This window comes from Limosilactobacillus panis DSM 6035, assembly GCF_001435935.1.
GTDB lineage: Bacteria > Bacillota > Bacilli > Lactobacillales > Lactobacillaceae > Limosilactobacillus > Limosilactobacillus panis.
The window spans coordinates 21580-45579 of sequence record NZ_AZGM01000128.1 but is presented as its reverse complement, the minus strand read 5'-3'; the positions used below and the strand labels follow the sequence as shown (position 1 = coordinate 45579).

Genomic DNA, 24000 nt, shown 5'->3' with positions numbered 1-24000 from the left:
GCTCTTTTACCATGGGCAGAAGAAGTACAGCAGGTATGTCATGAATAGAAGAAGGGCGTGAACCACAAGAAGCCGTGGTTCACGCCCTTTCATTCGTTTTCAATACGTATCGTTATTGACTGCTTACAGTGAATATATCTCCCTAGAGAATATATTTTGGATAGTTAGGGCATTTCATTTTTAAGTGTTGGATTGATCTTCGATTCTTTATAAATTTGATGGTGGCCTAGCATATTCAGTTACATAAAATGCGTCCAACAATTATTGTGAAATCTTTAACTAATGAAGGTGAACGTTTTAAGTATATATGAAGTCCCAATTGAAATTAGCCTGATTTAAATTTGTGGCTTTGGCCGGTTGGCAAGAGTAACGGTACTCGTGCTTGTCAGGTGGGTGCCGTTAAACTCTTTAACGAACCACGTTTGAATCGTACGACCACGCTTTAATGGCTGGGCCTTAACAATTATTTCTCCTGATGCTACCGGTAGTAAATGCTCTGTGGTAATATTGACACCGATGGCAACCTGTTCACGATTCTGCCGGTTCAGCCAAGCGTTTGCGGCTAATGATGCAGCGGTTTCGGCAAGGACGGCGTTGATTCCGCCGTGGACGATTCCGTATGGCTGCATTAACCTATCACTGACGTCAATAGTGATTATCGCTTGGTCAGCAGTGACAGATTGGGGATGGATTCCAAGGTTTTCTAATAAGTTCATAAAAAGACCTCACTTAAAGGAGAAAATTTAACATGACAATAGTTGATTGGCAACCGGTTAAAGAGTACTCAGAGATTGTTTTTGAACGCGCAGGAAAGATTGCTAAAATTACGATGAACCGGCCTAAGAAGATGAACGCCTTTACGCCGGTCACAATTCAAGAAATGATTGACGCTTTCACCATTTGCCGGGATGACAGTACAATTGGGGTAATTATTTTGACCGGTGCTGGCGACAAGGCTTTTTCCTCTGGTGGTGACCAAGGTGTTCGGGGTAATGGTGGTTACGTGGGCCCTGACAAAATTGCCCGCTTAAACGTTCTGGATCTCCAGCACCTCATTCGGATTATCCCTAAACCAGTAATCGCAATGGTTAAAGGCTGGTCCGTTGGCGGTGGAAATATCTTGCAGCTTGTCTGTGACCTAACAATTGCGGCAGATAACGCTAAGTTTGGCCAAACAGGTCCTAAAGTCGGTAGCTTTGACGCCGGTTATGGTTCTGGGTACCTTGCCCGGGTAATTGGTCATAAGCGGGCAAAGGAAGTATGGTTCTTGAACCACTTCTACAGCGCCGAAGAGGCCTACCAGATGAACTGGATCAATAAAGTTGTCCCACTAGACCAGGTAGAATCTGTAACTCTGGACTGGTGTAATGAGATCCTCAAGAAGTCACCGACTGCACTGCGTTTTATCAAGGCGGCAATGAATGCCGATACCGATGGGCTTGCCGGTCTGCAACAGCTTGGTGGAGATGCCACAATGCTATTTTACACCACTGATGAGGGTAAAGAGGGCCGGGACGCCTTCAATGAAAAACGGCAGCCAAATTTCGACCAGTTCCCTAAGTTTCCATAGGTTATAAGCAATGGAAACACAAAATTGGTTGTTAAAACAAGCAAGTACCCAACCTGATAAGGTCGCCGTTACTGACGGGACCAGTACCCTGACCTTTCGCCAGGTAAAGGACCAGGTGGAACAGATTGCAGGGAAATTAAACCAGCTGCACCCTGGTCCACGGGTGGGCATGCTTGCCGACAATAGTATTGAAAGTTACAAAATTGCCCTTGCCATCTTATGTAGTGGACGGACAATTGTCTGGCTTAACTGGCGGCTTGCTGATGAGGAGCTTCAGCGGCAGATCAGCGACAGTAGCCTTGCCGTCTGCCTGGTGGCTGATTCTTTGTGGCAGTCAACAATGGACGAACGCTTCGTGAGCTATCAAGGTTTGTCTAATTCAACAGCAAGGCGGACCGCACTGATTCCATCCTTTGACTATGACCGGGTTGCTAGTATTATGTATACTTCCGGAACGACGGGGGCACCTAAGGGCGTCTTACAGACCTTTGGCAACCACTTTTACTCCGCTGTTTCATCGGCTCTTAACCTAGACCTAACAAGCGACGAGGAATGGCTTTGTGTGGCCCCTATTTTCCATATTAGTGGTTTCTCAATCATTATGCGGGGCCTAATTTACGGAATGACCGTTCGCATCGTTGATAAATTTCGGGCCCTTAAAGTTGAAAACATCTTAGTGAATGAGCCAGTTACAATAATGTCGGTTGTTCCTTTCATGTTGAAAAAGCTATTGGCGCGCTTAACAGAAAGCCACCGTCACTATAACCATGCTTTTCGTTGTATGCTACTGGGCGGGGGGACGGTTGATCGACCAACGCTTGTTAAGTGTCAGAAATTATCGATCCCGGTCGTTCAGTGTTACGGAATGACGGAAACCTGTTCACAAATAGTTGCCCTGCGCGCGCAAGATGCCCTAAGAAAGCTGGGATCCGTTGGGCAGCCGCTCTTTACGACTCAGTTAAAGCTGAGTAAAAGTGGGGAAGTCCTTTTGAAAACGCCGGCCTTAACCCCCGGTTATCTTAACCTACCAGAAAAGTTGCCTGCTAAGATGGTGAATGGCTGGTACCAAACCGGAGATATTGGCCACCTTGATAGTGATGGTTACCTCTACATTGATGGCCGTCGGGACGAAATGTTAATTTCTGGCGGCGAGAATATCTTTCCTGAAGAAGTTGAACAAGTCTATCAACAGTACCCAGGAATTGATGCAATTGCAGTGGTTGGGAAGACTAATCCTGAATGGGGACAAGTGCCGGTGGCCTTTGTGGTCAGTCAACAACAGTTAGATCCCCAGAAGCTAATTCACTTCGGTTACCAGCACTTGGCACATTACAAGGTTCCTCATCAATATATTAAGGTTTCCTCATTACCAACGAATGCTAGCGGTAAGGTGCAACGTTTCTTATTACGACAACAGTTATCATAATTTTAAGGTGTGAATCTATACAATGATTAATCGTGACAATCAAGTAGGGATAAAACATTTCTGGTCGTTTATTGTTCTGTACTTGGGCTACATGCTTTTATTTGCGGACCGGACGGTAATGAACATTTCGCTTGCCTATATTGGAAAAGACTTCCACGTCGGTGCTGCCGCTCTTGGTGCGACCGCCAGTGCCTTCTTTTTAGGCTACACTTTGATGCAAATTCCGGGTGGCTACCTAACGGACTTATTGGGAAGCAAGCGCATGGTCATTATTGCCCTAATTGCCTGGTCAGCGATGACAATGGTGACGGGGCTTGCCTGGTCACTGGCGTCGTTGATTGTTATTCGCTTTCTGTTCGGAATCGCGGAGGGGCCATACCCGTCTGCCGCGTTAAAGCGCATTTCTGAAAATTACGGAAAAAAGGTGAAGTCGCAGGCAACATCGGCCTTGATTTCGTCAAATTACGCGGGAGCTGCAATTGCCCCGTTAATCATCGTCCCGATTATTGCCAACAGCAGCTGGCAGCAGGCTTTCATTTGGCTGGGGCTCGGTGGAATTGTAATTACCCTGGTTTATTACCTGTTGGAACGACCACTCAAGAGTATTCGCAAGGAAGTCGCGGCGCGCCCGCAAATTAAATGGCAGAACATTGACCGACGGGTGTGGGCATTCGTCATTATTGGCTTAGCCTTAAATGTTATCACAAAGGGGCTAGAGGCCTGGATGCCCGTCTATTTCTTGCGCGAGCAGGGGATCAACCTAAAGAACCTGGCCTGGCTCGTCCCGTTACCAGTTATTTCGGGTGGGATTGCGGCCTTTAGCGCCGGCTTTATCATGGTTCACCTCTTCAAACATCGTGAGCGGTGGTTGATAACCATTGCTTCTCTTCTTACCCTCGTTTTTATGTTCGGTCTGTTTAAATCATCTTCGCTAGTCTGGATTGTTATCTTTGAGGTCCTCATCTACTTTGTAAAGTCGCTCGCCTTTACCGGAATTTTTAGTTTCACGGCGCAAATCCTGTCGGAGAAGAGCTATGGATCGTCGATTGGGATTGTCAACTTCGGGGGTCAGCTCGGTGGCTTCATTGGTCCACTGCTGATTGGGGAAATTGTGCAGTTCACTTCCTCATACTCAGCGGCCTTCTTAGGGCTTGTGTTCAGTGCCGTCCTGGCAGTGCTCGCCTGCCTGTTCATCCGCAGGGTATAAATTATTGCTCTTTCAGTAGTCGATATTAGTTTAATAATAGTTATTAGGAATAGCGTCTTACCTGGTCAATATGGGTTTCTTTTGATTGGGTGGGCGCTTATATTATAATTATTACGTGTAAGACTCATTTGAAGGGGGATGTTCAAATGGCCGAAGATTTACGAGTAATGAGGACTAAGCGGTCAATTAAGGTTGCCTTTGCCAAGTTAGTTAACGAAAAAGGCTTTGCTAACGTTACTGTCAAGGGCATCGCGGAGCGGGCGATTATTAATCGGCAGACGTTCTATAACTATTATCAGGACAAGTATGACCTGACCGAGCAGCTTAATGATGAATATTTGGCCGTGTTTAAGCGGATCATTGCGAAACGGCTGGCGAATATTCAGCCCGAAAATCATCGCTTACCACTGCTGAGTGACTTGTACCAAAGTGACGAGTTTAGTGTCCTGTGGGATTCGCGGGAGATTCTCCGGGCTCTGTTATCTATTCAATATGACCAGAATAGCTTCAGCGCGCGCCTCCAGAAACTGTTTATTCAAATGCTTCAAAAGCAGCTACCGGTCGAGCTTTCCGACATCGATATTACAATTATCGGGAGTCTTTACATCGACATGGTTACCTTTGTTGTTAAGAATAACGTTAAGCTAACTGACCAGGAACTAGCTAAATTGCGAAAGATTCTGAACCTCATTGTTCAGTAAGCTAAACATCGACACTTTTCGTTATTGTGTCCTAATTGATGACTGATTGTTTGATAGTGTTTAATAAGCGACACTTATTGAATTATCAACGATTGTTTCTCCATTTAACCGGTCTAGTATAGAAAGTGAAGAGAAGCCAAAAGAACTGCAATTATTTCAGTGATTCGAACTTCTAACTTTCATGTGACTAATTAAAGGAGGGATTCGTTATGTTTCAGACTTTCTTTTGGATTTTGGCGATTTGGTTCATTATCAATGTCATTTGGATGTGGTTTAAGCTCAGTGATCAGACATTGCAAAAGTGGTTTGCCTGGATCAATGTCGTTGCTGTGATCATCGGCTTTTGGGTTTACTATGGCGTGACCCACGATGCTGGTGGGATTGCCCCATGGTTCATAACGATGAACTGGGCCAACGTGGTAATTGCCATCATCCAGTTCTACTTTGGTTACCGGAAGACCAATTAGATTTACTACCTAGTACAAGCAATCATTAAAGGGGCCGTTGGCGTTCAAGTTGTTGAGCGTCAATGGTCCTTTTCGTGTTGGCCAAGATTTTGCACGTAACATTTCACAAGAAATCTAATTCTTGATATAATCTGAACGTATGTACGGGAGGGGAGAGAAATGGATTACCAGTCACTGACCGAACTAATCAGTAACAAGTACGGCTTGCGCTTTACCGCGCTGGCGAATGATGATGAGGTACCCAAACAGGGCCTTGCACTAAAACCTGGTCAAACGCCCTTCATCGTCCTCAACCCGGCTAAACCAGTCCGGATTGACGCCCAGTGCTTTAGCTTTGCCGATGCGATTCGCGACCTTCCCGGGTTCGGGCCCGCCTTCTTTCACCATGATGAACAGTGGGTTGGTTTTACCCTGGAAAAGGTGAGTGACCGGGCTATTGAAAACATCATTGACTACGCCTTCAAGGCGGCGGTGAACGCTGGTAAGGAAGCCGTGCACCAACAACAGTACGTGGTCCTACCGGAAAATGACACTGAAGAAAAGTACCAAGCTCAGGCGATTCCCCAACCGACAAAGCGGCGCCCCCAGCCCACTAACCCCGCGGTCCCTAAGCAGATTGAAGAGGCCCTGGTGGCCTATGACTACAGCCTCTTGCCGGGATTGCGACGGGACAAGAACTTCTATGACCAGGGGCAAATCCTCGCCGACTACCAGGACGATTTTGACCAGCCGGTACCCTTAAAACGCTACTTTCCGACCTACCATATGTTAAGTGTCGACCAGCTGCGGACGTACTTTGCCTGGCGGACCAAGCTTCGCCAGGGTGTTTTTACCCCGGTTTCGACCTCGTACGCTTATATTTACATCTACGAGCTCCTCAACAACATTGGTGTGGCTTCCCCAATGGCGGGCTTTAAGCAGTTGACCGAATTCCGGAATGAATACGCTGGCCATTTTGACGGTAAAATGGGGGATTACTTAGACCGCTGGCTGCGCGACTACGTTCTTTACTACCGACTTGACCATGCGCTAGCAAACAAGGCCTTTGCGGCTGAGATTGCGGCGGACCGTGACTACCATGTTTTGCTCCACCCGGATGAGTACGATGCAACGGACCTGGTTGCCGTCTTCAAGCGGCACGCGACCTACCTGGACCGCAGTCGGTTATACCAAAAGTCTGCTGACCGCTTTGCGGCCCTGTTAAAGGTGATCTGGCAGGAGATCCTCAAACTGCCAGACAAGCAGGGGCAAAAGTACTTTGACCACCACGTTGCCAGTCAGCAGCTGACGACCAACTACTTCTTTGGCAACGCAGTTTTTTACTTCCACCCCCAGCAGCAGATGGCAGAGTACCCGCTTGATTCGGTCCGGCGTTACCGCTTTAAGGGTCGCCAATACTACTACCTTTCCATGCGGGCCCAACCGAATGAGAAGCAAAACCTCAACGCCTTACTTCACGAGGTCGATCGGCTCGTCCGGCTACGGTTTAACCTTGGTCGCCCCCTGAAGGCCCGCTGGCTGCCGGCCATAATTCTAAATGCCATTGACCAGGGAATTCGTACCTATCAACGCCAGCTCAAAGAAGCTCAGCGGCGCAAGGTCCACATCGACCTGGGCGGGATTAACCAGATTCGTCAGGATGCGGCGGTCACCCAGGAGAGCCTGCTGACCGATGAGGAACGGCAAGCGATTAAAGAGGACCAGGAAGAATCAGTGGCGGCGCAGAAAACGACGCTGGCACCGGCTCCTTCCCAGCCGCAGCCGACAGCTCCAGCGACGGAGCTAGCCCCGACGAGTCTTAATGCTGACCAGGCCTTCTTAGTGCGGGCCCTGCTGAAGGGGAAAACCATGGAAGGACTACTTGAAAAAGCACCACCTGATGGTCTCAATCGTTGCCGACCAGATTAACGAAGCCCTTTTTGACGAAATTGGTGATGACGTGATTGAATTTAACCAGGACGACCAACCAGCAATTATTGAAGACTACCGGGCGGACCTGGAAAAAATGTTTTCAGATAAGGAGTGATTTTAAATGGCAGAACGGACAAGGCAACGGGTGCCCAAGCGGATTGCGCAGACAGTCCTACATTCCCTTAAGGCCGGAGTGGTTCCCCGAATTGGCCTCCCCTACATTACAGTTGTGCGGAAGGATGAAATTGCGGCCCTCCTGCATGACTTCGGAGTCGTTGCCGAGGGTGGGGCTTCCTTCCACTTTATTGTCGGTCGCTATGGGGCGGGGAAGAGTTTCCTCCTCCAGGCGGTCCGCAACTACGTGATGGATAAGAACTTCGTGGTCGTGGACGGCGACTTGTCGCCTGAACGACGGTTACAGGGAACCAAGGGTCAGGGCCTGGCAACCTACCGGGAATTAATCCAGAACCTCGCAACCAAGACCCGGCCAGAAGGGGGCGCACTGACTTTAATCCTCGATCGCTGGATTAATACTGTCCTTCAGGAAGTGGCCAGTGAGACGGGCTTGGATGAGGATGACCCGCAATTCACCGCGGCCGTTGATAAGAAGATTGGTGCGGTAATTGCCTCCCTCAGCGAGCTTGTCCACGGGTTCGACTTTGCCAAGCTCCTGAACATGTACTACCACGCCTACATTGATGACGATGACGAAACCAAGGCCAAGGTGGTTAAGTGGTTCCGTGGCGAGTACACCCATAAGACCGAGGCCAAGCAAGAACTTGGCGTTAGCATTATCATTGACGACAGTGACTGGTACGAATACCTGAAGCTCTTCGCCCTTTTCTTCCGCCAGGCCGGCTATGCGGGGCTGGTGATCATGATTGATGAGCTGGTCAACATTTACAAGATCCCGAACAGCATTAGTCGCCAGTATAACTACGAAAAGATTTTGACCATGTATAACGACACTCTCCAGGGGAAGGCCAAGTACCTTGGTATCCTGATGTGCGGGACCCCGCAGACCGTTGAGGACCGCCGCCGGGGTGTTTATAGTTACGAAGCGCTGCGTTCACGGTTGACAGAAGGCAAGTTTGCCCACGTCGGCGCCCAGGACATGTACGCACCGGTGATTAAGCTGGAGCCACTGACGGCTGAAGAGATGTTGGTCTTAACTGAAAAGCTGGCCGACATGCACGCCCGTCTTTACGGCTACGACCGGCAGATTACCGAAGAAGAATTGGCCAAGTTTATCAAGATTGAGTATGGGCGGATCGGTGCCGATACCAAGATTACACCCCGGGAGGTCATCCGGGACTTTATCGAACTACTGGACATCGTTTACCAGAACCCTAAGACAACAGTCAGTGACCTTCTTGACTCTGAACAGTTCACCGGCATGGATGATGATTCAACTGACGATGGCGGTGGTAAGCAAGAGAAAAACTACACGGAGTTTACGATTTAGAATGGGGGAATTGTGATGGACGTCTTCGCACATTATGCGCCCTTCATTCAGGACTACATCTACCGGCAGGGCTGGCAACAGCTCCGGCCCATCCAGGTTGCCGCAGCCGAGGAAATCTTCGGGACGGACCACAATGTCTTACTGTCGGCGTCCACGGCTGCGGGGAAGACCGAGGCGGCCTTTTTCCCGATTTTGACCGAGCTGAGTGAATCGGGGGCAAAAGACTCCGTTAACTGCCTTTACATTGCGCCACTCAAGGCCCTGATCAACGACCAGTACAGCCGGTTGACCGAACTGACGGAAGATTCGGATATCCCCGTCTGGCGCTGGCATGGTGATGTAGCGGCGACCCAAAAACGGAAGATGCTGAAGCACCCGTCTGGTGTCTTACAGATCACGCCGGAGTCACTGGAATCTTTCATGATTAACAAGCACATGGGCATTCCCCACCTTTTCCATGGCCTCCGCTTCGTAGTGATTGACGAACTTCACTCTTTTTTGCGCAGTGACCGTGGAGGGCAGACCTTCTGTTTGATTGAGCGCCTGAGTCGGTTAGCCGGGGTTAAACCGCGGCGAATTGGTCTATCGGCGACGATTGGCAACCTCCGGGAGGCAGCAAAATTCCTGGGTGCCGGGAGTGGTCACCGGACCGTGGCACCCAAGGTCAAAAACACCCGGCAAGTTTGGCGACTGTCGATGGAACATTTTTACCAGACTGATCCCCAGGCTGCTAGTAAGGACTTTGATCCGGCGGCCCCGATTGAACCAAAGACAGATACGGCGCCGGAAATGGCTGACCCGGGAATCGGCTACATCTTTGAGCACACCCGCGGGAAGAAGAGCCTGGTCTTTACCAATAGTCGGGAGGAGTGTGAGGCGGTTTGCCAGATGCTCCGTTCCTATAGCGCAGCCAGGCACGAGCCGGACCGCTTCTTAATCCACCATGGGAATCTGTCACCGGCATTTCGGGCAACGGCAGAGGACGCGATGAAGGATGACGACTCCTACATGACGACCTGTGCGACAGCGACCTTGGAGCTGGGGATTGACATTGGAAAGTTGGAGCAGGCCTTTCAGATTGACGCTCCTTTCACTGTTTCTGGATTTCTCCAACGGATGGGGCGGACCGGCCGGCGGGGGAACCCGCCCGAGATGCACTTTGTGATGCGGGAAGAACACCCGGAGTCACGGGCGATGCTGCCGGACCTGATTCCCTGGCCACTACTCCAGGGGATCGCCCTGGTTCAGCTCTATTTAGAAGAACGGTGGGTTGAACCACCAGAACCCAACCGCCTGCCGTATAGTCTGCTCTACCACCAGACGATGAGCACCCTGGCATCCGGCGGGGAGATGAGTCCGGCAGAGTTGGCTGGTCGAGTTTTGCCGTTGAACTACTTCCATAACGTTAGTCAGAACGACTACCGGGTCCTCTTGCGGCACCTGGTGAAGACGGACCAGATTCAACAGACGGAACGTGGTGATCTGATTGTCGGCATGGCTGGTGAGCGGGTCGTCAACAACTTCAAATTCTACGCGGTCTTCCAGGAAAATGAGGAATTCAGCGTCCATGCCGGATCTGAAGAACTAGGAACGATTGTTAAGCCGCCACCGGTTGGTGACAAGATTGCAATTGCCGGCCGAGTATGGGTGGTTGAAGATATTGACCGCCAACGTCACCAGGTGTACTGCCACGGTGTCAAGGGCCGGATTCCGGCATACTTCGGGGATGTCCCGGGTGACATTCACCCCAAGATCTTGGAACGGATGCGTCAGGTCCTAGCGGAAAGTCAAATGTACCCATACCTGATGAAGAACGCCCAAGCACGACTGACCCAGGCTCGTGATACCGCTAATATTGCGGGCTTGCCGAAAAAGCAATTGATTAACCTCGGTGGCAAGATGTGGTGTCTCTTCCCGTGGACCGGGAGTTACGCCTTTCTGGCCCTGGAACGGTTGCTGCGGATAAAGTGTGCCAAGCGGTTGAACCTGCGCGGCTTTAACTCGGCCCGACCCTACTTCATGGAATTTGCCATGGACGCCAACGCCGAGGAGTTCTTCCAGGTCCTGAAGGAGGAAGCGGCAAAGGACTTTGACCCACTGGAGCTGCTGTACCCCAAGGAGGTACCGGTTTTTGACAAGTATGACGAGTACCTACCGGATGACCTGGTGCGCAAGGAATTCGCCCAGAGTATTTTGGATATTGATGAGATGAAGCGGTGCGTGGCCCGGATGGGTGACAGACTACATGAGAAAACAAAGAAGTGAAGTATGAGTCCCAAGGTGACTTTTGCTTCACTTTTTTAATTTTTTCCTTGCGTTTAGGCGGGGATATGCTATACTAATATTCACTGGTGAAATGCTGACTTAGCTCAGTTGGCAGAGCACGTCATTAGTAATGATGAGGTCGGAGGTTCGAATCCTCTAGTCAGCACTATAAAGAGTCTAATAGCCTATTCTAACGGTATTTTCAGTCGTTAGAATAGGCTATTTTACGTTAAAAAACGTTATCGACTTCTCACTTTTTCTCACGTGAGTGTTTTTTGTGTTGTTTTGATCTACGACGGATTGCTGCAGGCCAACGGCACCAAGCATTTAGCCGATTTTGGTGTGTGAAAAAGTGAGAAATAAGGGCAAAATTTGATGATTTAAGTAGTAAGAATAGTCGCGTATCAAAATGTACTAAAGAGAAGCGATGTGGATAAATTAATGTATATATTATATAATAAAATTGTATATACGAAGAGAAAGGAGCCTGAATAATGGCTATTAAGTCACCAACTAAAATTTTCAAATCAGGTAATTCAAGTGCTGTGCGGATTAGTAAGGACATTATGGATGCAGCGGGGCTTAAAGTAGGCGATAAAATCAATGTGACCCTTAATTCTCATGATGGTAGTGTTGTGATTAAGGCTGCTGATACCGATAATAAGGCCCATGATCATTTTTCTGAAATTTTGAATCAGGGTTTAGACGAAGATCAAGCAATATTGGACTTCCTAAAGGATAAGTAAACATGGAATATTTGACTGAGGAAGAGCTAACTGAAATTAACCGTCGAATCATTCGTCGGGCTGGTGAAGGCTCAATAGGTGTATTGGATGTTAACGGATTAAATAGTATTATTGAAGCGCCAAAGCAGGTTTTCTTTGGGCGTGAGGCTTATCCGACGGTTTGGTTAAAAGCAGCCTACTATTTGCAAAAGATTACTAAGAAACACCTCTTTGCTGATGGTAATAAACGGACAGCATTTGAAGCTGCAAAAGTATTTTTAATCTTGAACGGAATAACTCTTCACTTTGAAGGGATTGAGGCTGGACAAATGGTTTTAGATGTTACTAACTCTCCCGATTCAGAAGAAGTCATGTTGAAAGTGGCAGAGTATCTGAAAAAACATCAAGTCAAAAAGTAATTTTAATATGACACTTTTCCCGCCACATCAACTTTTGAACAAAGTTCTTGACTACACTTTTAACATTGGGCCTTAACACGTTTAGAGTTAAATACTGTTGTATCAATACTTCAGTTATCCTAAAGCATAATCGCCTATTCTGACGGCATTTTCAGTCGTTAGAATAGGCTATTTTACGTTAAAAAACGTTATCGACTTCGCACTTTTTTCTCACGTGACTGTTTTATGTGTTACTTCAAACCACGTTGAATCGCTGTAGGCCAACGGCACCAAGAACTTAGCCGATTTCGGTGTGTGAAAAAATGAGAAATAAAGGTAAAATTTATTGATTTAAATATCATGTATAATCTGGGAAATTTACTTTTTATTATTGGTTAAATGCATTGTCGGCCGATTCTCTCTCGTCCATTTTTGGGGATTACTATCGTCCGGGATGGTGCCGTTCAAAATCTGTTTATAATGTTGAACTTTATGATCCATATAATCGACAGTGGCTTTGGCTTCTGATAGCTGTTGATAAGCTCTTTTGCGTTGGTGCAAAATAATTTGATACCATTTCTGCATGTTTTCATGGGATTCAGGTAATTTGCAAAGTTTACAATACTCCTTGATGTCGTCAATTGAGGCCCCACATCCCTTTAGGCAGGTAATCCCCTGCATCCAATTAAGTGATTTTTCGTTAAATACACGTCGATTCTGTCCATCACGTTCACATGGCAGGATATTGATGTCGGTATAGTAGCGAATAGTGTATTCTGTGACATGAAACATTGCGGCAAACTGTTTTAATGAATAGGTCATACCATTCTCCTTAAGCTAAAAGATTGACTTCGAGTTACACGAACTAACTATACTTTATGGTAACACGAGTAGTTAAGCACCGTGCTTGAAAGAAAGTTTTTTAAATGGAAACTATCACGTTAAATAATAATGTTGAAATGCCGCTGTTGGGCTTTGGTACCTTTCAACTTGCTGGCCAGAATTGCGTAGATGCGGTCAGCACCGCAATAAAAAATGGCTATCGGTTAATTGATACTGCAGAGGCTTACGAAAACGAGGAAGCAGTTGGACAAGGAATAAAGGCGAGTGGCATTGATCGCCGAGACTTATTTATCGTAACCAAGGTTAATTTTAAGTCCTATGATAACGTACGGGACGCCGTCCTTTCCTCCATGCATAAATTGAATACCGACTACCTGGACCTGGTCCTCCTGTATTGGCCATTTGGTAACTACTATCATGCTTGGCATGAACTGGAACGACTTTATCAAGAAAAGCGAATTCGTGCTATTGGGGTATCTAACTTTGAACCAGACCGGTTGGTTGATCTTATTTCATTTAATAAGGTAGTGCCTGCCGTCAACCAGATCGAAACAAATGTCTATTGCCAAAGAAAGTCAGATCACAAATGGTTGGCTAAGTATGGAGTCCAACAAATGGCGTACGCACCTTTGGGGCAGGGAAAACGAAACAAGATGTTCTCAGAACCGGTGATTATTTCACTAGCAAAAAAGTATGGGAAAACGCCAGCACAGGTACTACTACGCTACTTTACTCAGAAAAAGGTTATTGTTATTCCAAGAAGTACACGTATAAAGCATATTCAAGAAAACATTGATATCTTTGATTTCACAATGACAGATAAGGAATTACAAACAGTTGCAGACATTGATAAACGCCAGCCATTGATTGGCAATCCTGAAGATCCTAGTCTTGTTGAAATGGCTATGAATTGGTAGGAGAGTGACCATAAATGAATGTGTTGATTTTAGGTGCCACTGGTACGTTGGGAACCGCGCTAACGAAAAAATTAATGACGACAACAAAAGAGCATCTGACCTTGTTTGCCCGACATGCTGATAGGTTAAAGCCTCAAGCGCGTACTCGAATTATGGTAGGAAACGCTCTTGAACGTAATGATCTAAGACGGGCATTGAAGGGACAAGACGTGGTTTTCTGTGCCATTTCTGGTAAACATCTTCCTCAAGTTGCAAACAACCTTGTTGAGTTAATGCCTGAGGAAAAGGTTGACCGCCTAATTTTTATGGGTGCCGTTGGGATATATAATGAAATTCCCGATGAAATGGATGGAAAAGATAACCTAGTAAATAATCAGGCTCAGTTACCGAATAGGAAAGCAGTTGATATTATTGAAAGTAGCAATCTAAACTATACAATTATTCGACCAGGCTTTCTAAGGGCAGGTAAAGAGGATGATTTTGTGCTAACTATTAAGGGTGAAAAGGCAAGGGGGTATATAGCAACAGTCCCATCATTACTCAAATTTGCCACTCACTTGATTAGCAATGATAAGATGTATTCAAGGAGGAATATCAGTATCACTAGGGATCTGATTTAATGTCCTAATTTAAATACTCGCAGGTGCCAACATGGAAACAAGAATTTTACGTTATTTTTTAGTAGTAGCTAAGCAGGGAACAATTTCGGCGGCTGCACGGGAATTACATATCTCTCAACCAACGCTCAGTCGGCAAATTCAACAGCTCGAGACGCAACTTAATACTCCCCTATTTACCAGGGAACGGCGACGAATGTACCTGACTAAGGCTGGTAGTGCATACGAAAAGAAAATTCGGCGGATAATAGCTGAACTCGATCAGGCTAATCAAATGATAGCAAACATTAATAATAATGATTTAACCGGCACAATTCATATTGGTTGTGTTGAATCGGAAGTAACGAAGCTATTATTACCCCAACTGATTGCTTTTCATAGACAGTATCCACACGTGCGCTACGATTTTTATGATGCCGATGGTGAAGATATTCAGGAACGAATGGATCAAGGAAACATAGAACTGGGCGTGGTCTGTGCACCGATTAGTACCGTTAAATATCATACTCTTAAGTTACCAATTCAAGATCGGTGGGGATTACTAGTTAAATCAGACAGTAAGTTAGCTCACCATCAAGTGATTACAGCCGAAGATCTACAAAATTTGCCGTTAATCATTCCCCATCGGGCATTATTCTATGATGATTTAAATGAGCTGGTTCAGGGAAGAGAGTTAGAGATAGTTGCAGAATCAAACCTACTCACCAATGCCAGCTACCTTGCTCAAGCAGGTATTGGAAATATTGTTTGTATTGAAGAAGCTCCACGACCATCTTCAACTAATTTAAAGTTTATCCCCTTCTCTCCTGAACGTCGTCAAACACAATTTCTTATCTGGCCAAAAGGAAATACTTTAACTGAAGCAACGCAAAGATTTATCGAAAAGCTCCAAACTATATATGCCTAAATTGAGTAGACAAGTATTAACTATAAGCAATTTACATTCATAATTAGTCACCTCATAATAGCACTAAAGAGGCGTTGATCGATGAAGTATAGTCATATTCCACAGACAGATATTAAAATATCTAAATTAGCGGTTGGTGGGATGAGCTTTGGTAAGCCCGCCATGAAGACTTATCGGTGGATTTTAAATGAAGAACAGACCGATAAGGTGGTTCAATATGCCCTTAGTTTGGGCATCAATTTTTTTGATACGGCTAATGTTTACGGAATGGGCACAAGTGAAGAGTACATTGGTAATTCATTGAAGAAACATCAAATCTCACGAGATAAGGTCGTCCTTGCTAGCAAGGTTTACTTTAATGATGGTCGCCTTTCCAAAGAAGCAATTAATCGGGAAATTGATGGTACTTTAAAGCGGCTGGGCACCGATTATCTAGACCTATATATTATTCATCGCTTTGACTATGATCATCCAATCGAAGAAACCATGGAAGCTTTGGATAACGTAATTCAAGAAGGCAAAGTGCGGGCCATTGGCGCTTCGGCTATGTATGGATACCAATTTCAAAACATGCAACACGTTGCTGAAAAAAACGGCTGGCACCAGTTTGTCGCAATGGAGAATCACTATAACCTCCTTTATCGTGAAGATGAACGAGAACTAATTCCTATTTGCAAGCAAGATGGTGTGATGATGATGCCATATAGTCCGCTCGCCAGTGGGCATTTGACCCGGCCAACTTGGGAAGGACATTCCAAACGTAATGAAACGGATACTTCAGAACGGGCCAAGTACGATCATGCTAAACAGCAGGATATGCCGATTATTAAACGGGTCGCTGAAGTGGCTGACCAACATCATGCCAAGATGTCGCAGATTGCCCTAGCCTGGCAATGGGCCAAGGGGATTACAGCACCAATTGTTGGTGCAACTAAGACTCAGTACCTGGATGATGCGGCACGGGCCGTTGAAGTTGAATTAACTCCTGATGAAGTGGATTATCTCGATGAACCATACACAGCTCACGAGATTGTCGGCGCACTTAATCAGAACCCCGTGGGCATGTTACCCAAGGATGTTAAGTAGGAGGGCATATTATGAGTTTGGTTGTAAACCTGTATTATACCGGTGAAAATGACAGTGCTAAACGATTTGCCGAAGAGATGGAGAAGACTGGAGTCGCGCAACGGATTCGTAATGAGCCTGGGAATGAACGGTATGATTATTTTCAATCACTGAACGATTCAGAGACGATTCTCTTGATTGATCAGTGGCGTGACCAACAAGCCTTGAATGCTCACCATGCGTCACCAATGATGCATAAACTCGCTAATCTGCGAGAAAAGTATGACCTGCACATGCGCGTTGAGCGTTACGTTACTGATGTACAGGGAATACCAGCGAATGATCAGAAATTCATTCGTAAATAACGCATTATTAATTAATGAAGGGAGCCATTCGACTATGAAAGCAACCGTATATGAAAAGCCGGGCGATGTTGAACTTAAGGATGTTCCTAAACCGGAAATAAAGACGGCCAATGACGCCATTATCAAGGTCGTTCGGGCCTGTGTCTGCGGATCGGACCTATGGTTTTACCGGGGCATTCATGAATTTTATCGTCCAGGAACGGTGGTTGGCCACGAAGCAATTGGCATCGTGGATGCGGTTGGTGGAAACGTCAAGAACGTTAAACCAGGTGACTTTGTGATCGTACCGTTTACCCATGGTTGTGGGCACTGTGTCGCCTGCAAGAATGGTTTTGACAGTAATTGCCTTAACAGCAACTTCGCCAGTGGCATTACTACCGGTTACCAGGCTGAATACCTGCAGACAGAGAATGCTAGCTGGGCATTGGTCAAGATTCCTGGTCAACCAAAAGACTATTCCGATGCACAGTTGAACGACCTTTTGACGCTGGCCGACGTGATGGCAACTGGTTACCACGCTGCTACTAGTGCTGAAGTAAAGGATGGCGAAACCGTAGCAGTTATTGGTGACGGTGCGGTTGGCCTTTGTGGCGTTATCGGTGCTAAATTGCGTGGTGCCAAACGAATTATCCTGTTGAGTCACCATGCTGACCGAGCTAAACTTGGGCGTGAGTTTGATGCTACGGATATCGTTTCTAGTAAAGGTGACCAAGCAGTTAAGGATGTTTTAGCGTTGACCGAAGAAAATGCCGGGGTTGATGCAGTTCTTGAATGTGTTGGTGCGACTAGCGCAATTGAGCAGGCCGGATAAATTGCTCGTCCAGGTGCTGTGATTGGCCGGGTTGGTGTTCCTGAAACGGAGCCTAAAGCAAACCAGCTTTTTGGTAAAAACATTGGCCTTCGTGGGGGAACGGCGCCGGTAACCACTTATGATAGGCAAGTATTACTTGATGCCGTTCTAAATGGTAAGATCCATCCAGGAAAGGTATTCACGAAGCGGTTCAAGCTTGATGAAATCAAGCAGGCTTATGAAGCGATGAATAAGCGGCAAGCAATTAAGTCACTGGTAATCGTAAGTGAATAAATAGAAGAGTCAACTACTTGTATTAAGTCAAATAGAGACTGAGTTAACGCCCAGTCTCTATTTTAAATACTTAAGCTCTCCGGTGAGGCCGGGAGCTAACTTAACTATTCTAAAATAAAGGAGTAAGTCTTCGATGAACAATCAAGATAACAGTTTGATAAGTGACCCGAAAGGTAAGATTTTTGATGTAAGTCTACGGATTCTGATGGCGCTGATTGGGATCTTTCTTCTATCCATTGGAACGTCCTTCCTGCTAGGGGGACACGTTGGTACACCGCCGTTTACTGCAACTAATGTTGGTGCCTCGAACATGCTGCATATTGGCTTAGGTAACTTTCAATTAGCCTTCAACCTGATTATTTTAGTGGTTGTTCTATTTCTTGATCATTCAATGATCGGGATCGGGACAATCCTGAACATGGTGCTAGTCGGTTATATTATCCAGTATGGTAATGTCTGGTATCAAAATACCTTTGCGACCAATCATCACATGGGCTTGCTCCTAATTATTGGTGACCTGGTTATCGGTATGCTGTTATTTACATTTGGGGCATCACTATACATGTGTGCGGACCTGGGGGTTGCACCTTACGATGCCATTGCCCCGATTGCGTCCTCAAGGCTTCATATCAAATATAAGACAGCGCGAGTTATTCAGGATATTGCCTTTATGATTTGTGCACTGTTGGTTCATGGCTCGGTTGGGGTGGCAACCTTCGTGATTGCTTTCTTCGCAGGTCCCTTGATTAACTATTGGACCATCCACGTTAGTCGGCCGGTTCTGCACAACATTCATTTGATTGCCGAAAACAAGACGAAGATTCGTCGGTTGGGGTCTTCTCTTAAGCAAGCGGGAATTATTAGTTATAAGACGGTGATTAGTTGGTATCGAGAGACGCTCCAGACACAGCTATCAGCTTCCCGTTATTCTAACCATGAGTTGGATGAGCAGCTTGATATTGCCAAAAATAATCTGTTACGGGCACAGAAAATTTATAAGTCGATGCAAGATGAATACGATGTTTTAACACAAGAGAAGAAACGTCGACTGGATGCAACCAATGAAAAGCAATAATCATAAAACTACAGGAGGTTAGCTTTTTGAACAAACATTGAAAAATCGGCATTCGGTTTGTTGGTTTATGGATTGGAAGGTGGCGGTTGAGGATATTTGACAGGATCTGCTAGGCTTCATCGACCTGATTGGGGACGATCTTAGAACTAGTTTGCTAAGTAAAAAGCCAAACTGGAAGTTACAGCTATCAAGGGTGATTCCAATGTACCCATAACGTCACGTAAGAACTGGTCAAAATGGACCCGGCAGAACATGACGGAATGGGCCTCGGTTTGGTGGTTGAGAAAATGAATCTCACAGCGGCAAAACGGTACAATACGCAAACTATCCTTTACTTAACCCTGAATCGGCAGAATCACTGTATAACCTTGATGCCTTGGGCAATGATATTGTTCTCGTTACCAGCAATTGGGAATTCCAATTGTCGAAGGCATCATCGATATCGAATAGAATTGTAATGTAACTTAGAGTTGGAGGCGCAAGATAACGGCATTTTGGCAGTGTTAAAACTCGTCTAACTCACTTAAGACTACATGTTTGTTTGCCAAAATGTTTGCCATGAAAATACAATAATTGAGTTTAATAGCCAGTTATAACGGCGAACCCCCGTACTATTTTTAAATATGAGGTAGATTGTAAAATTTAAGTTGAACATTTAAGTGGACAGAAAAACCCATAAAGGTCTTTAATGGTGTTACCACAACATTCCATTGAAAGAAGGACCTTTATGGGCACCACTATCTTATCATTTTCAGACCGCGTTGTCATCGAAACACTTCATAATGAGAAACGATCCCAAAGGCCGTGGTCATCATTTTGAATTACTAGAGCGGCGGCACAATCGGCCAAGTATTTATTCTAAACGCATTAGTCAAAGCAACCGGGTTGTTTATTCGATTGATTCAAAAAATAACCTGGTAACCATTTTTAGTGCTTGGGGACACTATGCCAGTGGTGTCCATGCGTTGGACCAACATATTTTATGATGGCAGTAAATCAAGCAGCCTGCTATAACGATTAAAAGTACCGTTATAGCAGGCTGTTTTGTAAAAATAAATATAAGAAGTAATTACTTAACCAGGTAACGCAGCCAGACAGCGCCATCTTCATAGGATTTGACGCCCTTTAATTGTAGGGCCACTGGCTGACGATTGCCGGGACGACCGTCAAACAGGCTGGACTGACCGATACGGCCATCGATTCCGGGCCCAATTAAAACGCTGATTTCATCAACCAAGCCAGCGTTGAGAAAGCCGCCGTTAATTTTACCGCCACCGACAATTGCCAGCCGCCTAATACCAAATTCGGTTGCTAGAATGTCCATTGCCTGCATTAAATCGATCCGGCCCTTACCAGTCGCAATCCAGGAAATGTTTTGTCGGTCAAGGTAATCCAAGTACTCCTTAGTGACGTCTTCACTAGTAATAATCAGGTGGGGAAAACTAGTACTAGTTTCAGTGCCCCAGCACAACGTTCCCTTAGTATCAACCACAATATTGTAGCTATCCGCGGTTACGTTTTTAGTAAAGGTCGTCTTATTAAGTGTGGCATTGTCTTGGGGAATATACTGGCCACCACCAGTTAATTCACTTGCAGCAGTCACCCGACCACTAATGCGGGTAGGAGCGTTAATTGCATCTAATGATGAATAATATTCTGGATTTCCGCCAAGTTGGGCGGTCATCCCGCAATCGATCCGCCCGTCAACTGACTCCATCATATGAACGATAATGTACGGCTTGCTCATTTATAATTCCTCCTTAAGATTTCTTCTTTAATATTAAATCGTAGCGGTAGCTATTTGAAATACTTATTATTAATTAGGATTCATTCCAAAAATGAATTACAAATAAGGGGGGATTATAAAACTTCCTGTGGGCTTTGCGTATTTAATATGACCATTATTCTGGCAGTACATCAAGGGCTATTTGAGGGTCCGGTACCCGTTCAAGGTAAACTTATTTAACAGCTGAACGTCATGATACCATTTATCATTTTTCCTGAAGTGGTTAGCACGGTTAACGGCAAAGGAACCGTGAAGGGTATATAAGAATAATGTTTCAGCGTCTTCTTTACCGAGTCCCGTCTTTTTTTGAATTGCGGGAACTACTCGATTGCGTTCATGAACCATGATGCGCCCGACGATGTATTCGGTTAAATCAGGATCAAGGAGTAATTTACGGTATTTTGCGCTTGCCCCCACCCGCTGGCAGGCTGGTATTAAAGACTCATTTTCTTTCAGGTAATCAACACTGAAGTCATTGATTTCCAGGTAATGCGGTGATGTCACCATAATGGCATCATCAAGGACCGCATTCAAAACGTCGTTAATCGAATCAAAGTGGAGATAGAAGGTCGACCTGCTAATGTCGGCCTTTTCGCAGATCTTTTTAATCGTGATTTTGGAATATTGTGTTTTTTGGATCATCTCTAAAAAACTGTCTTTGATTACGTTGATTGTGTATATTGTTCGTCGATCTTGTTTTCTTGGTCCGTTTGCCAATGGTTCCACTATCCTTTCAATTAACCAGTAGGGAAGAGGTGTCCTGTTCTTGACACTTTTATTAGAGTGTCCATAAACCGATAGATTTTGCAAAAACGTTATTAATTTTAAGGGCACCGGTAACTACAATTAATAATATCATTTAACTACACGGTGTTCAAAAATAGACACGATATCGGATAAAGGAGAACCAATATGACTGATCTTGAAAATGTCGTAGCTCATATTAATAATGCTGATGCAATTATCATTGGTGCCGGTTCAGGGATGTCAAATGCTGCCGGAATGAATTTTTGGTATGAGGCCAGCCCTTTATTTATGAAGTACATGCGGGACTTTTATCAAAAGTATCACTTTGAAGGGATTTTTAAGGGATTCTATAACCGGTTTGCGTCGGAAGAGGAACGGTGGGCTTACCTACTAAAAATGTTGAAGATGGTTTCAACGATTCCGCCACAAAATGATGTCTATAACTATCTGAAAACAATTGTCCACAACAAGCCTTACCACATTATCACCACGAACCAAGATATGTTGTTCAAGAAGTTCTTTCCCGCAGAACACGTGAGCGAAATCCAAGGATCGTGGGGATTCTTCCAAAGTAAAAATACAGCAACGGATAAGAATTTGTACCCAATTAATCGTTACCTTGATAAATTACTACCTAAAATTGAAAGCAACCGACTACCCACGACGTTGATACCTAAAAGTAAGGTTGATGGAACACCACTTATCCCGTGGGTGCGGGGGCCGGAGTTTCTTGAAGATAAAAAATATTATGAAGAATACGAAAAAGCCAACCGCTTTCTTGGTAAGTACCGCTTAAAGAAAGTTCTCTTTATAGAAATTGGGGTTGGCCGGATGACGCCGATGTTTATCCAGGAGCCATTTTGGGAAATGACGAATTACTTAGCCCACTCATTCTACATTAACTTTAATCCCCAAGATGCGCTAACCAATCCAGTAATAAAAGACCGGTCACTATTAATCAGTACTGATACGGCAAAGGCTTTGCAAAGTATTGCCCATTTAATCAAAGGAGGACAAAATGACGAACGCGATTAAGACGGCCCAACAATGGCTTCATGATGCTGATGCATTTTTGATAACTGCTAGTAACGGCTTTTCAATTTCCGAGGGGTTAAACCTATTTGCCAGTGATCGTAAATTGACGACTGTTCTAGGCAATCTCGTTGAAAAGTATAATTTACCAAACCTACTTGGGGCACTTAACTACCACTACCCCAATGTCCTTGATAAGTGGCGCGTTTATGCGCGAATTGCGGAATATTACAACTATAATTACTATCCCGCTGAATTAATGGATAAGTTACGATAGATTGTGGGGGATAAGCCTTACTTTATCTGGACCTCGAATATTGACCATCATTTTGCTTTGGCCGGCTTTAATAACCTTCTTGAAGTCGAGGGAAACTGGCAGACGGGAATTTGCACTGCCCATCCTAAGGAACACCCGGCAGTCGACTTAAAAGCGACCCTTCACGAAATTTATGAAAAAGACCAGGCTGGTAATTTAACCGAAGGCGATCTACCAACATGCTCGTCTTGTGGAGAACCACTAGCAACCAATCTTCCTGGACCGACCTTTAATATGGATCAAGTACAGGTGAGCGCCTTTGAGAGTTTCATTAGTCGCTACCAAACAAAAAAGATCCTTGTTCTGGAGTTAGGAATCGGTCCCCAGAATCAAATGATCAAGGCGCCAAGCATGCAGCTGGTCGCTGGAAACCAGCAGAGCCGCTATATTACAATCAACAAGGGGCAATTAAATATTCTCGCTGCCATTGCTGATCGCTCAATCGGCTTTTCGTCAACGATCCTAGCAGCATTTGATGCGTTGATTACCGGGAAAGGTGATGTTGCTACTCAGGGGCCTGCTAAATCAGCCCCGCAACTATCACCCGAAGAGAAGAAAAGGCAGCAGAAGGTACTGCAGAGCTTTTATCCTTCATATACCGTCAATAAAGGTTACCAGCCAGGAGAGCTGATTATGTATACGACAATTGACGGTAAGCACCCGTCACATATACACACGGTTCAATATGGGCGGGCACTTATGTACTCGTATGGTGACCCGGTTGACGTTCACTGCTTTACCCAAGACGGTCACTATCATTTGGTTAAGCTGGGTTTGAACAAGGAAAATAATGAGGTTCATGGTTTTTATGTTGAGCCAAATACGTTTATTGCAATGGAAGATGCCAAGGGAGCAACGGGCTTTTCCCAAATCAGGATTACGTTGCCGTCATCGGCGTCAAGTGAGCTGATGATTCCTAGGGTTGAGCAGCTAAAGAAGGTGTTCCCACAACAAAAGGAGCTAATTGAACGTTTGACGGTAAGTGATTAATTCTTGTGCTTATATAAATAGCTGACAATGAATTCGGAGGTTTTCACGCATTCTTTGACATTAGCTTTTAATAGCACTAAACTTTTCAATAGAATATTTGATTAGTTTAGTGAGGCGGTAG

The 24000-nt window shown here is 45.4% G+C and carries 24 protein-coding genes, 1 tRNA gene and 2 pseudogenes; 23 read left to right on the top strand and 4 right to left on the bottom strand.

Going from position 1 to position 24000, the window contains the following annotated elements; translation table 11 throughout:
• Nucleotides 1-335 precede the first annotated feature (335 nt).
• Nucleotides 336-716: a PaaI family thioesterase gene (locus FD32_RS07670; RefSeq protein WP_047767687.1), complete on the bottom strand. Its 381-nt coding sequence runs from the start codon at nucleotides 714-716 to the stop codon at nucleotides 336-338.
• 32 nt (nucleotides 717-748) lie between these two features.
• Here FD32_RS07670 and menB point away from each other — a divergent pair, with 32 nt between their 5' ends.
• From menB to FD32_RS07615, 12 genes are all read left to right on the top strand, one after another.
• Entirely contained in the window at nucleotides 749-1570 is an 822-nt protein-coding gene (menB, locus tag FD32_RS07665; protein WP_047767685.1) for a 1,4-dihydroxy-2-naphthoyl-CoA synthase, read from the top strand.
• 10 nt (nucleotides 1571-1580) lie between these two features.
• On the top strand, nucleotides 1581-2996 hold the full coding sequence (locus tag FD32_RS07660) for an o-succinylbenzoate--CoA ligase (protein WP_047767683.1): 1416 nt from the start codon (nucleotides 1581-1583) through the stop codon (nucleotides 2994-2996).
• 22 nt (nucleotides 2997-3018) lie between these two features.
• Nucleotides 3019-4203 carry an MFS transporter gene (locus FD32_RS07655; RefSeq protein WP_047767681.1) on the top strand — a complete coding sequence of 395 codons (1185 nt, stop codon included), beginning with the start codon at nucleotides 3019-3021 and terminating at the stop codon, nucleotides 4201-4203.
• A gap of 146 nt (nucleotides 4204-4349) precedes the next feature.
• Nucleotides 4350-4904 carry a TetR family transcriptional regulator gene (locus tag FD32_RS10455; RefSeq protein WP_053003006.1) on the top strand — a complete coding sequence of 185 codons (555 nt, stop codon included), beginning with the start codon at nucleotides 4350-4352 and terminating at the stop codon, nucleotides 4902-4904.
• 209 nt (nucleotides 4905-5113) lie between these two features.
• Nucleotides 5114-5371: a hypothetical protein gene (locus tag FD32_RS07645; protein ID WP_047767680.1), complete on the top strand. Its 258-nt coding sequence runs from the start codon at nucleotides 5114-5116 to the stop codon at nucleotides 5369-5371.
• Nucleotides 5372-5530: 159 nt separating this feature from the next.
• The gene (locus FD32_RS07640; protein WP_053003005.1) at nucleotides 5531-7279 is read left to right on the top strand and encodes a TerB N-terminal domain-containing protein; all 1749 of its coding nucleotides are present in this window, start codon (nucleotides 5531-5533) and stop codon (nucleotides 7277-7279) included.
• Nucleotides 7233-7397: a tellurite resistance TerB C-terminal domain-containing protein gene (locus tag FD32_RS10420; RefSeq protein ID WP_152666506.1), complete on the top strand. Its 165-nt coding sequence runs from the start codon at nucleotides 7233-7235 to the stop codon at nucleotides 7395-7397. Before FD32_RS07640 ends, FD32_RS10420 begins: the two co-directional genes overlap by 47 nt.
• 6 nt (nucleotides 7398-7403) lie before the next feature.
• The gene (locus FD32_RS07635; protein WP_047767677.1) at nucleotides 7404-8747 is read left to right on the top strand and encodes an ATP-binding protein; all 1344 of its coding nucleotides are present in this window, start codon (nucleotides 7404-7406) and stop codon (nucleotides 8745-8747) included.
• A 15-nt stretch (nucleotides 8748-8762) separates the two neighbouring features.
• The gene (locus FD32_RS07630; RefSeq protein WP_047767676.1) at nucleotides 8763-11012 is read left to right on the top strand and encodes a DEAD/DEAH box helicase; all 2250 of its coding nucleotides are present in this window, start codon (nucleotides 8763-8765) and stop codon (nucleotides 11010-11012) included.
• 93 nt (nucleotides 11013-11105) lie between these two features.
• Nucleotides 11106-11178: transfer RNA gene (locus tag FD32_RS07625), tRNA-Thr, on the top strand.
• Nucleotides 11179-11506: 328 nt separating this feature from the next.
• Nucleotides 11507-11758, top strand: a complete 252-nt coding sequence (locus tag FD32_RS07620; RefSeq protein ID WP_047767674.1) for an AbrB/MazE/SpoVT family DNA-binding domain-containing protein — start codon at nucleotides 11507-11509, stop codon at nucleotides 11756-11758.
• Between the two features lie 2 nt (nucleotides 11759-11760).
• A complete protein-coding gene (locus tag FD32_RS07615) occupies nucleotides 11761-12156 on the top strand; it encodes a type II toxin-antitoxin system death-on-curing family toxin (RefSeq protein ID WP_047767667.1) in 396 nt (131 codons plus the stop codon).
• Nucleotides 12157-12513: 357 nt separating this feature from the next.
• Here the strand turns inward: FD32_RS07615 and FD32_RS07610 are convergent, their stop codons facing one another.
• The gene (locus tag FD32_RS07610) at nucleotides 12514-12957 is read right to left on the bottom strand and encodes a MerR family transcriptional regulator (protein ID WP_047767665.1); all 444 of its coding nucleotides are present in this window, start codon (nucleotides 12955-12957) and stop codon (nucleotides 12514-12516) included.
• A 104-nt stretch (nucleotides 12958-13061) separates the two neighbouring features.
• On the opposite strand from FD32_RS07610, the gene FD32_RS07605 reads away from it, so the two are divergent.
• The 8 genes and pseudogenes from FD32_RS07605 to FD32_RS10040 form a co-directional block, all read left to right on the top strand.
• A complete protein-coding gene (locus tag FD32_RS07605; protein WP_047767662.1) occupies nucleotides 13062-13895 on the top strand; it encodes an aldo/keto reductase in 834 nt (277 codons plus the stop codon).
• Nucleotides 13896-13909: 14 nt separating this feature from the next.
• Complete coding sequence (locus FD32_RS07600) at nucleotides 13910-14515, top strand: NAD(P)H-binding protein (RefSeq protein WP_047767660.1); 606 nt, start codon at nucleotides 13910-13912, stop codon at nucleotides 14513-14515.
• Between the two features lie 31 nt (nucleotides 14516-14546).
• Nucleotides 14547-15419 carry a LysR family transcriptional regulator gene (locus FD32_RS07595; protein WP_047767658.1) on the top strand — a complete coding sequence of 291 codons (873 nt, stop codon included), beginning with the start codon at nucleotides 14547-14549 and terminating at the stop codon, nucleotides 15417-15419.
• A gap of 81 nt (nucleotides 15420-15500) precedes the next feature.
• Nucleotides 15501-16505 (top strand): aldo/keto reductase, encoded by a 1005-nt coding sequence (locus tag FD32_RS07590; RefSeq protein ID WP_047767656.1) that lies wholly within the window; start codon nucleotides 15501-15503, stop codon nucleotides 16503-16505.
• An 11-nt stretch (nucleotides 16506-16516) separates the two neighbouring features.
• Complete coding sequence (locus tag FD32_RS07585) at nucleotides 16517-16849, top strand: putative quinol monooxygenase (protein WP_047767654.1); 333 nt, start codon at nucleotides 16517-16519, stop codon at nucleotides 16847-16849.
• 34 nt (nucleotides 16850-16883) lie between these two features.
• Nucleotides 16884-17933 (top strand): annotated as a pseudogene (locus tag FD32_RS07580) (alcohol dehydrogenase catalytic domain-containing protein).
• A 133-nt stretch (nucleotides 17934-18066) separates the two neighbouring features.
• Nucleotides 18067-19008, top strand: a complete 942-nt coding sequence (locus FD32_RS07575; RefSeq protein ID WP_056962157.1) for a YczE/YyaS/YitT family protein — start codon at nucleotides 18067-18069, stop codon at nucleotides 19006-19008.
• A 727-nt stretch (nucleotides 19009-19735) separates the two neighbouring features.
• Nucleotides 19736-19810: pseudogene (locus FD32_RS10040) on the top strand (helix-turn-helix domain-containing protein); the annotation flags it as partial.
• Nucleotides 19811-20077: 267 nt separating this feature from the next.
• Here the strand turns inward: FD32_RS10040 and FD32_RS07570 are convergent.
• Both FD32_RS07570 and FD32_RS07565 read right to left on the bottom strand, forming a co-directional pair.
• Nucleotides 20078-20755 carry a RibD family protein gene (locus FD32_RS07570; protein WP_047769427.1) on the bottom strand — a complete coding sequence of 226 codons (678 nt, stop codon included), beginning with the start codon at nucleotides 20753-20755 and terminating at the stop codon, nucleotides 20078-20080.
• Between the two features lie 177 nt (nucleotides 20756-20932).
• Nucleotides 20933-21520: a TetR/AcrR family transcriptional regulator gene (locus tag FD32_RS07565; protein ID WP_420804895.1), complete on the bottom strand. Its 588-nt coding sequence runs from the start codon at nucleotides 21518-21520 to the stop codon at nucleotides 20933-20935.
• A 186-nt stretch (nucleotides 21521-21706) separates the two neighbouring features.
• On the opposite strand from FD32_RS07565, the gene FD32_RS07560 reads away from it, so the two are divergent.
• From FD32_RS07560 to FD32_RS10295, 3 genes are read left to right on the top strand one after another with little or no spacing between them, the layout of a single operon-like run.
• On the top strand, nucleotides 21707-22576 hold the full coding sequence (locus FD32_RS07560) for an SIR2 family NAD-dependent protein deacylase (RefSeq protein WP_047766960.1): 870 nt from the start codon (nucleotides 21707-21709) through the stop codon (nucleotides 22574-22576).
• Nucleotides 22560-22850: a hypothetical protein gene (locus FD32_RS10110; RefSeq protein ID WP_191980285.1), complete on the top strand. Its 291-nt coding sequence runs from the start codon at nucleotides 22560-22562 to the stop codon at nucleotides 22848-22850. The genes FD32_RS07560 and FD32_RS10110 overlap by 17 nt, the downstream gene beginning before the upstream one ends.
• Nucleotides 22851-22853: 3 nt before the next feature.
• The gene (locus tag FD32_RS10295) at nucleotides 22854-23879 is read left to right on the top strand and encodes a cupin domain-containing protein (protein ID WP_235803785.1); all 1026 of its coding nucleotides are present in this window, start codon (nucleotides 22854-22856) and stop codon (nucleotides 23877-23879) included.
• Nucleotides 23880-24000 lie beyond the last annotated feature (121 nt).

Coding starts and splice junctions, on each gene's coding strand:
- FD32_RS07645 (WP_047767680.1), top strand. CDS start 5,114: ATGTTTCAGACTTTCTTTTGGATTTTGGCGATTTGGTTCATTATCAAT.
- FD32_RS07640 (WP_053003005.1), top strand. CDS start 5,531: ATGGATTACCAGTCACTGACCGAACTAATCAGTAACAAGTACGGCTTG.
- FD32_RS07570 (WP_047769427.1), bottom strand. CDS start 20,755: ATGAGCAAGCCGTACATTATCGTTCATATGATGGAGTCAGTTGACGGG.
- FD32_RS07615 (WP_047767667.1), top strand. CDS start 11,761: ATGGAATATTTGACTGAGGAAGAGCTAACTGAAATTAACCGTCGAATC.
- FD32_RS07630 (WP_047767676.1), top strand. CDS start 8,763: ATGGACGTCTTCGCACATTATGCGCCCTTCATTCAGGACTACATCTAC.
- FD32_RS07660 (WP_047767683.1), top strand. CDS start 1,581: ATGGAAACACAAAATTGGTTGTTAAAACAAGCAAGTACCCAACCTGAT.
- FD32_RS07590 (WP_047767656.1), top strand. CDS start 15,501: ATGAAGTATAGTCATATTCCACAGACAGATATTAAAATATCTAAATTA.
- FD32_RS07655 (WP_047767681.1), top strand. CDS start 3,019: ATGATTAATCGTGACAATCAAGTAGGGATAAAACATTTCTGGTCGTTT.
- FD32_RS07610 (WP_047767665.1), bottom strand. CDS start 12,957: ATGACCTATTCATTAAAACAGTTTGCCGCAATGTTTCATGTCACAGAA.
- FD32_RS07595 (WP_047767658.1), top strand. CDS start 14,547: ATGGAAACAAGAATTTTACGTTATTTTTTAGTAGTAGCTAAGCAGGGA.
- FD32_RS07620 (WP_047767674.1), top strand. CDS start 11,507: ATGGCTATTAAGTCACCAACTAAAATTTTCAAATCAGGTAATTCAAGT.
- FD32_RS10455 (WP_053003006.1), top strand. CDS start 4,350: ATGGCCGAAGATTTACGAGTAATGAGGACTAAGCGGTCAATTAAGGTT.
- FD32_RS07670 (WP_047767687.1), bottom strand. CDS start 716: ATGAACTTATTAGAAAACCTTGGAATCCATCCCCAATCTGTCACTGCT.
- FD32_RS10110 (WP_191980285.1), top strand. CDS start 22,560: ATGACGAACGCGATTAAGACGGCCCAACAATGGCTTCATGATGCTGAT.
- FD32_RS07605 (WP_047767662.1), top strand. CDS start 13,062: ATGGAAACTATCACGTTAAATAATAATGTTGAAATGCCGCTGTTGGGC.
- FD32_RS07560 (WP_047766960.1), top strand. CDS start 21,707: ATGACTGATCTTGAAAATGTCGTAGCTCATATTAATAATGCTGATGCA.
- FD32_RS07575 (WP_056962157.1), top strand. CDS start 18,067: ATGAACAATCAAGATAACAGTTTGATAAGTGACCCGAAAGGTAAGATT.
- menB (WP_047767685.1), top strand. CDS start 749: ATGACAATAGTTGATTGGCAACCGGTTAAAGAGTACTCAGAGATTGTT.
- FD32_RS07600 (WP_047767660.1), top strand. CDS start 13,910: ATGAATGTGTTGATTTTAGGTGCCACTGGTACGTTGGGAACCGCGCTA.
- FD32_RS07585 (WP_047767654.1), top strand. CDS start 16,517: ATGAGTTTGGTTGTAAACCTGTATTATACCGGTGAAAATGACAGTGCT.
- FD32_RS07635 (WP_047767677.1), top strand. CDS start 7,404: ATGGCAGAACGGACAAGGCAACGGGTGCCCAAGCGGATTGCGCAGACA.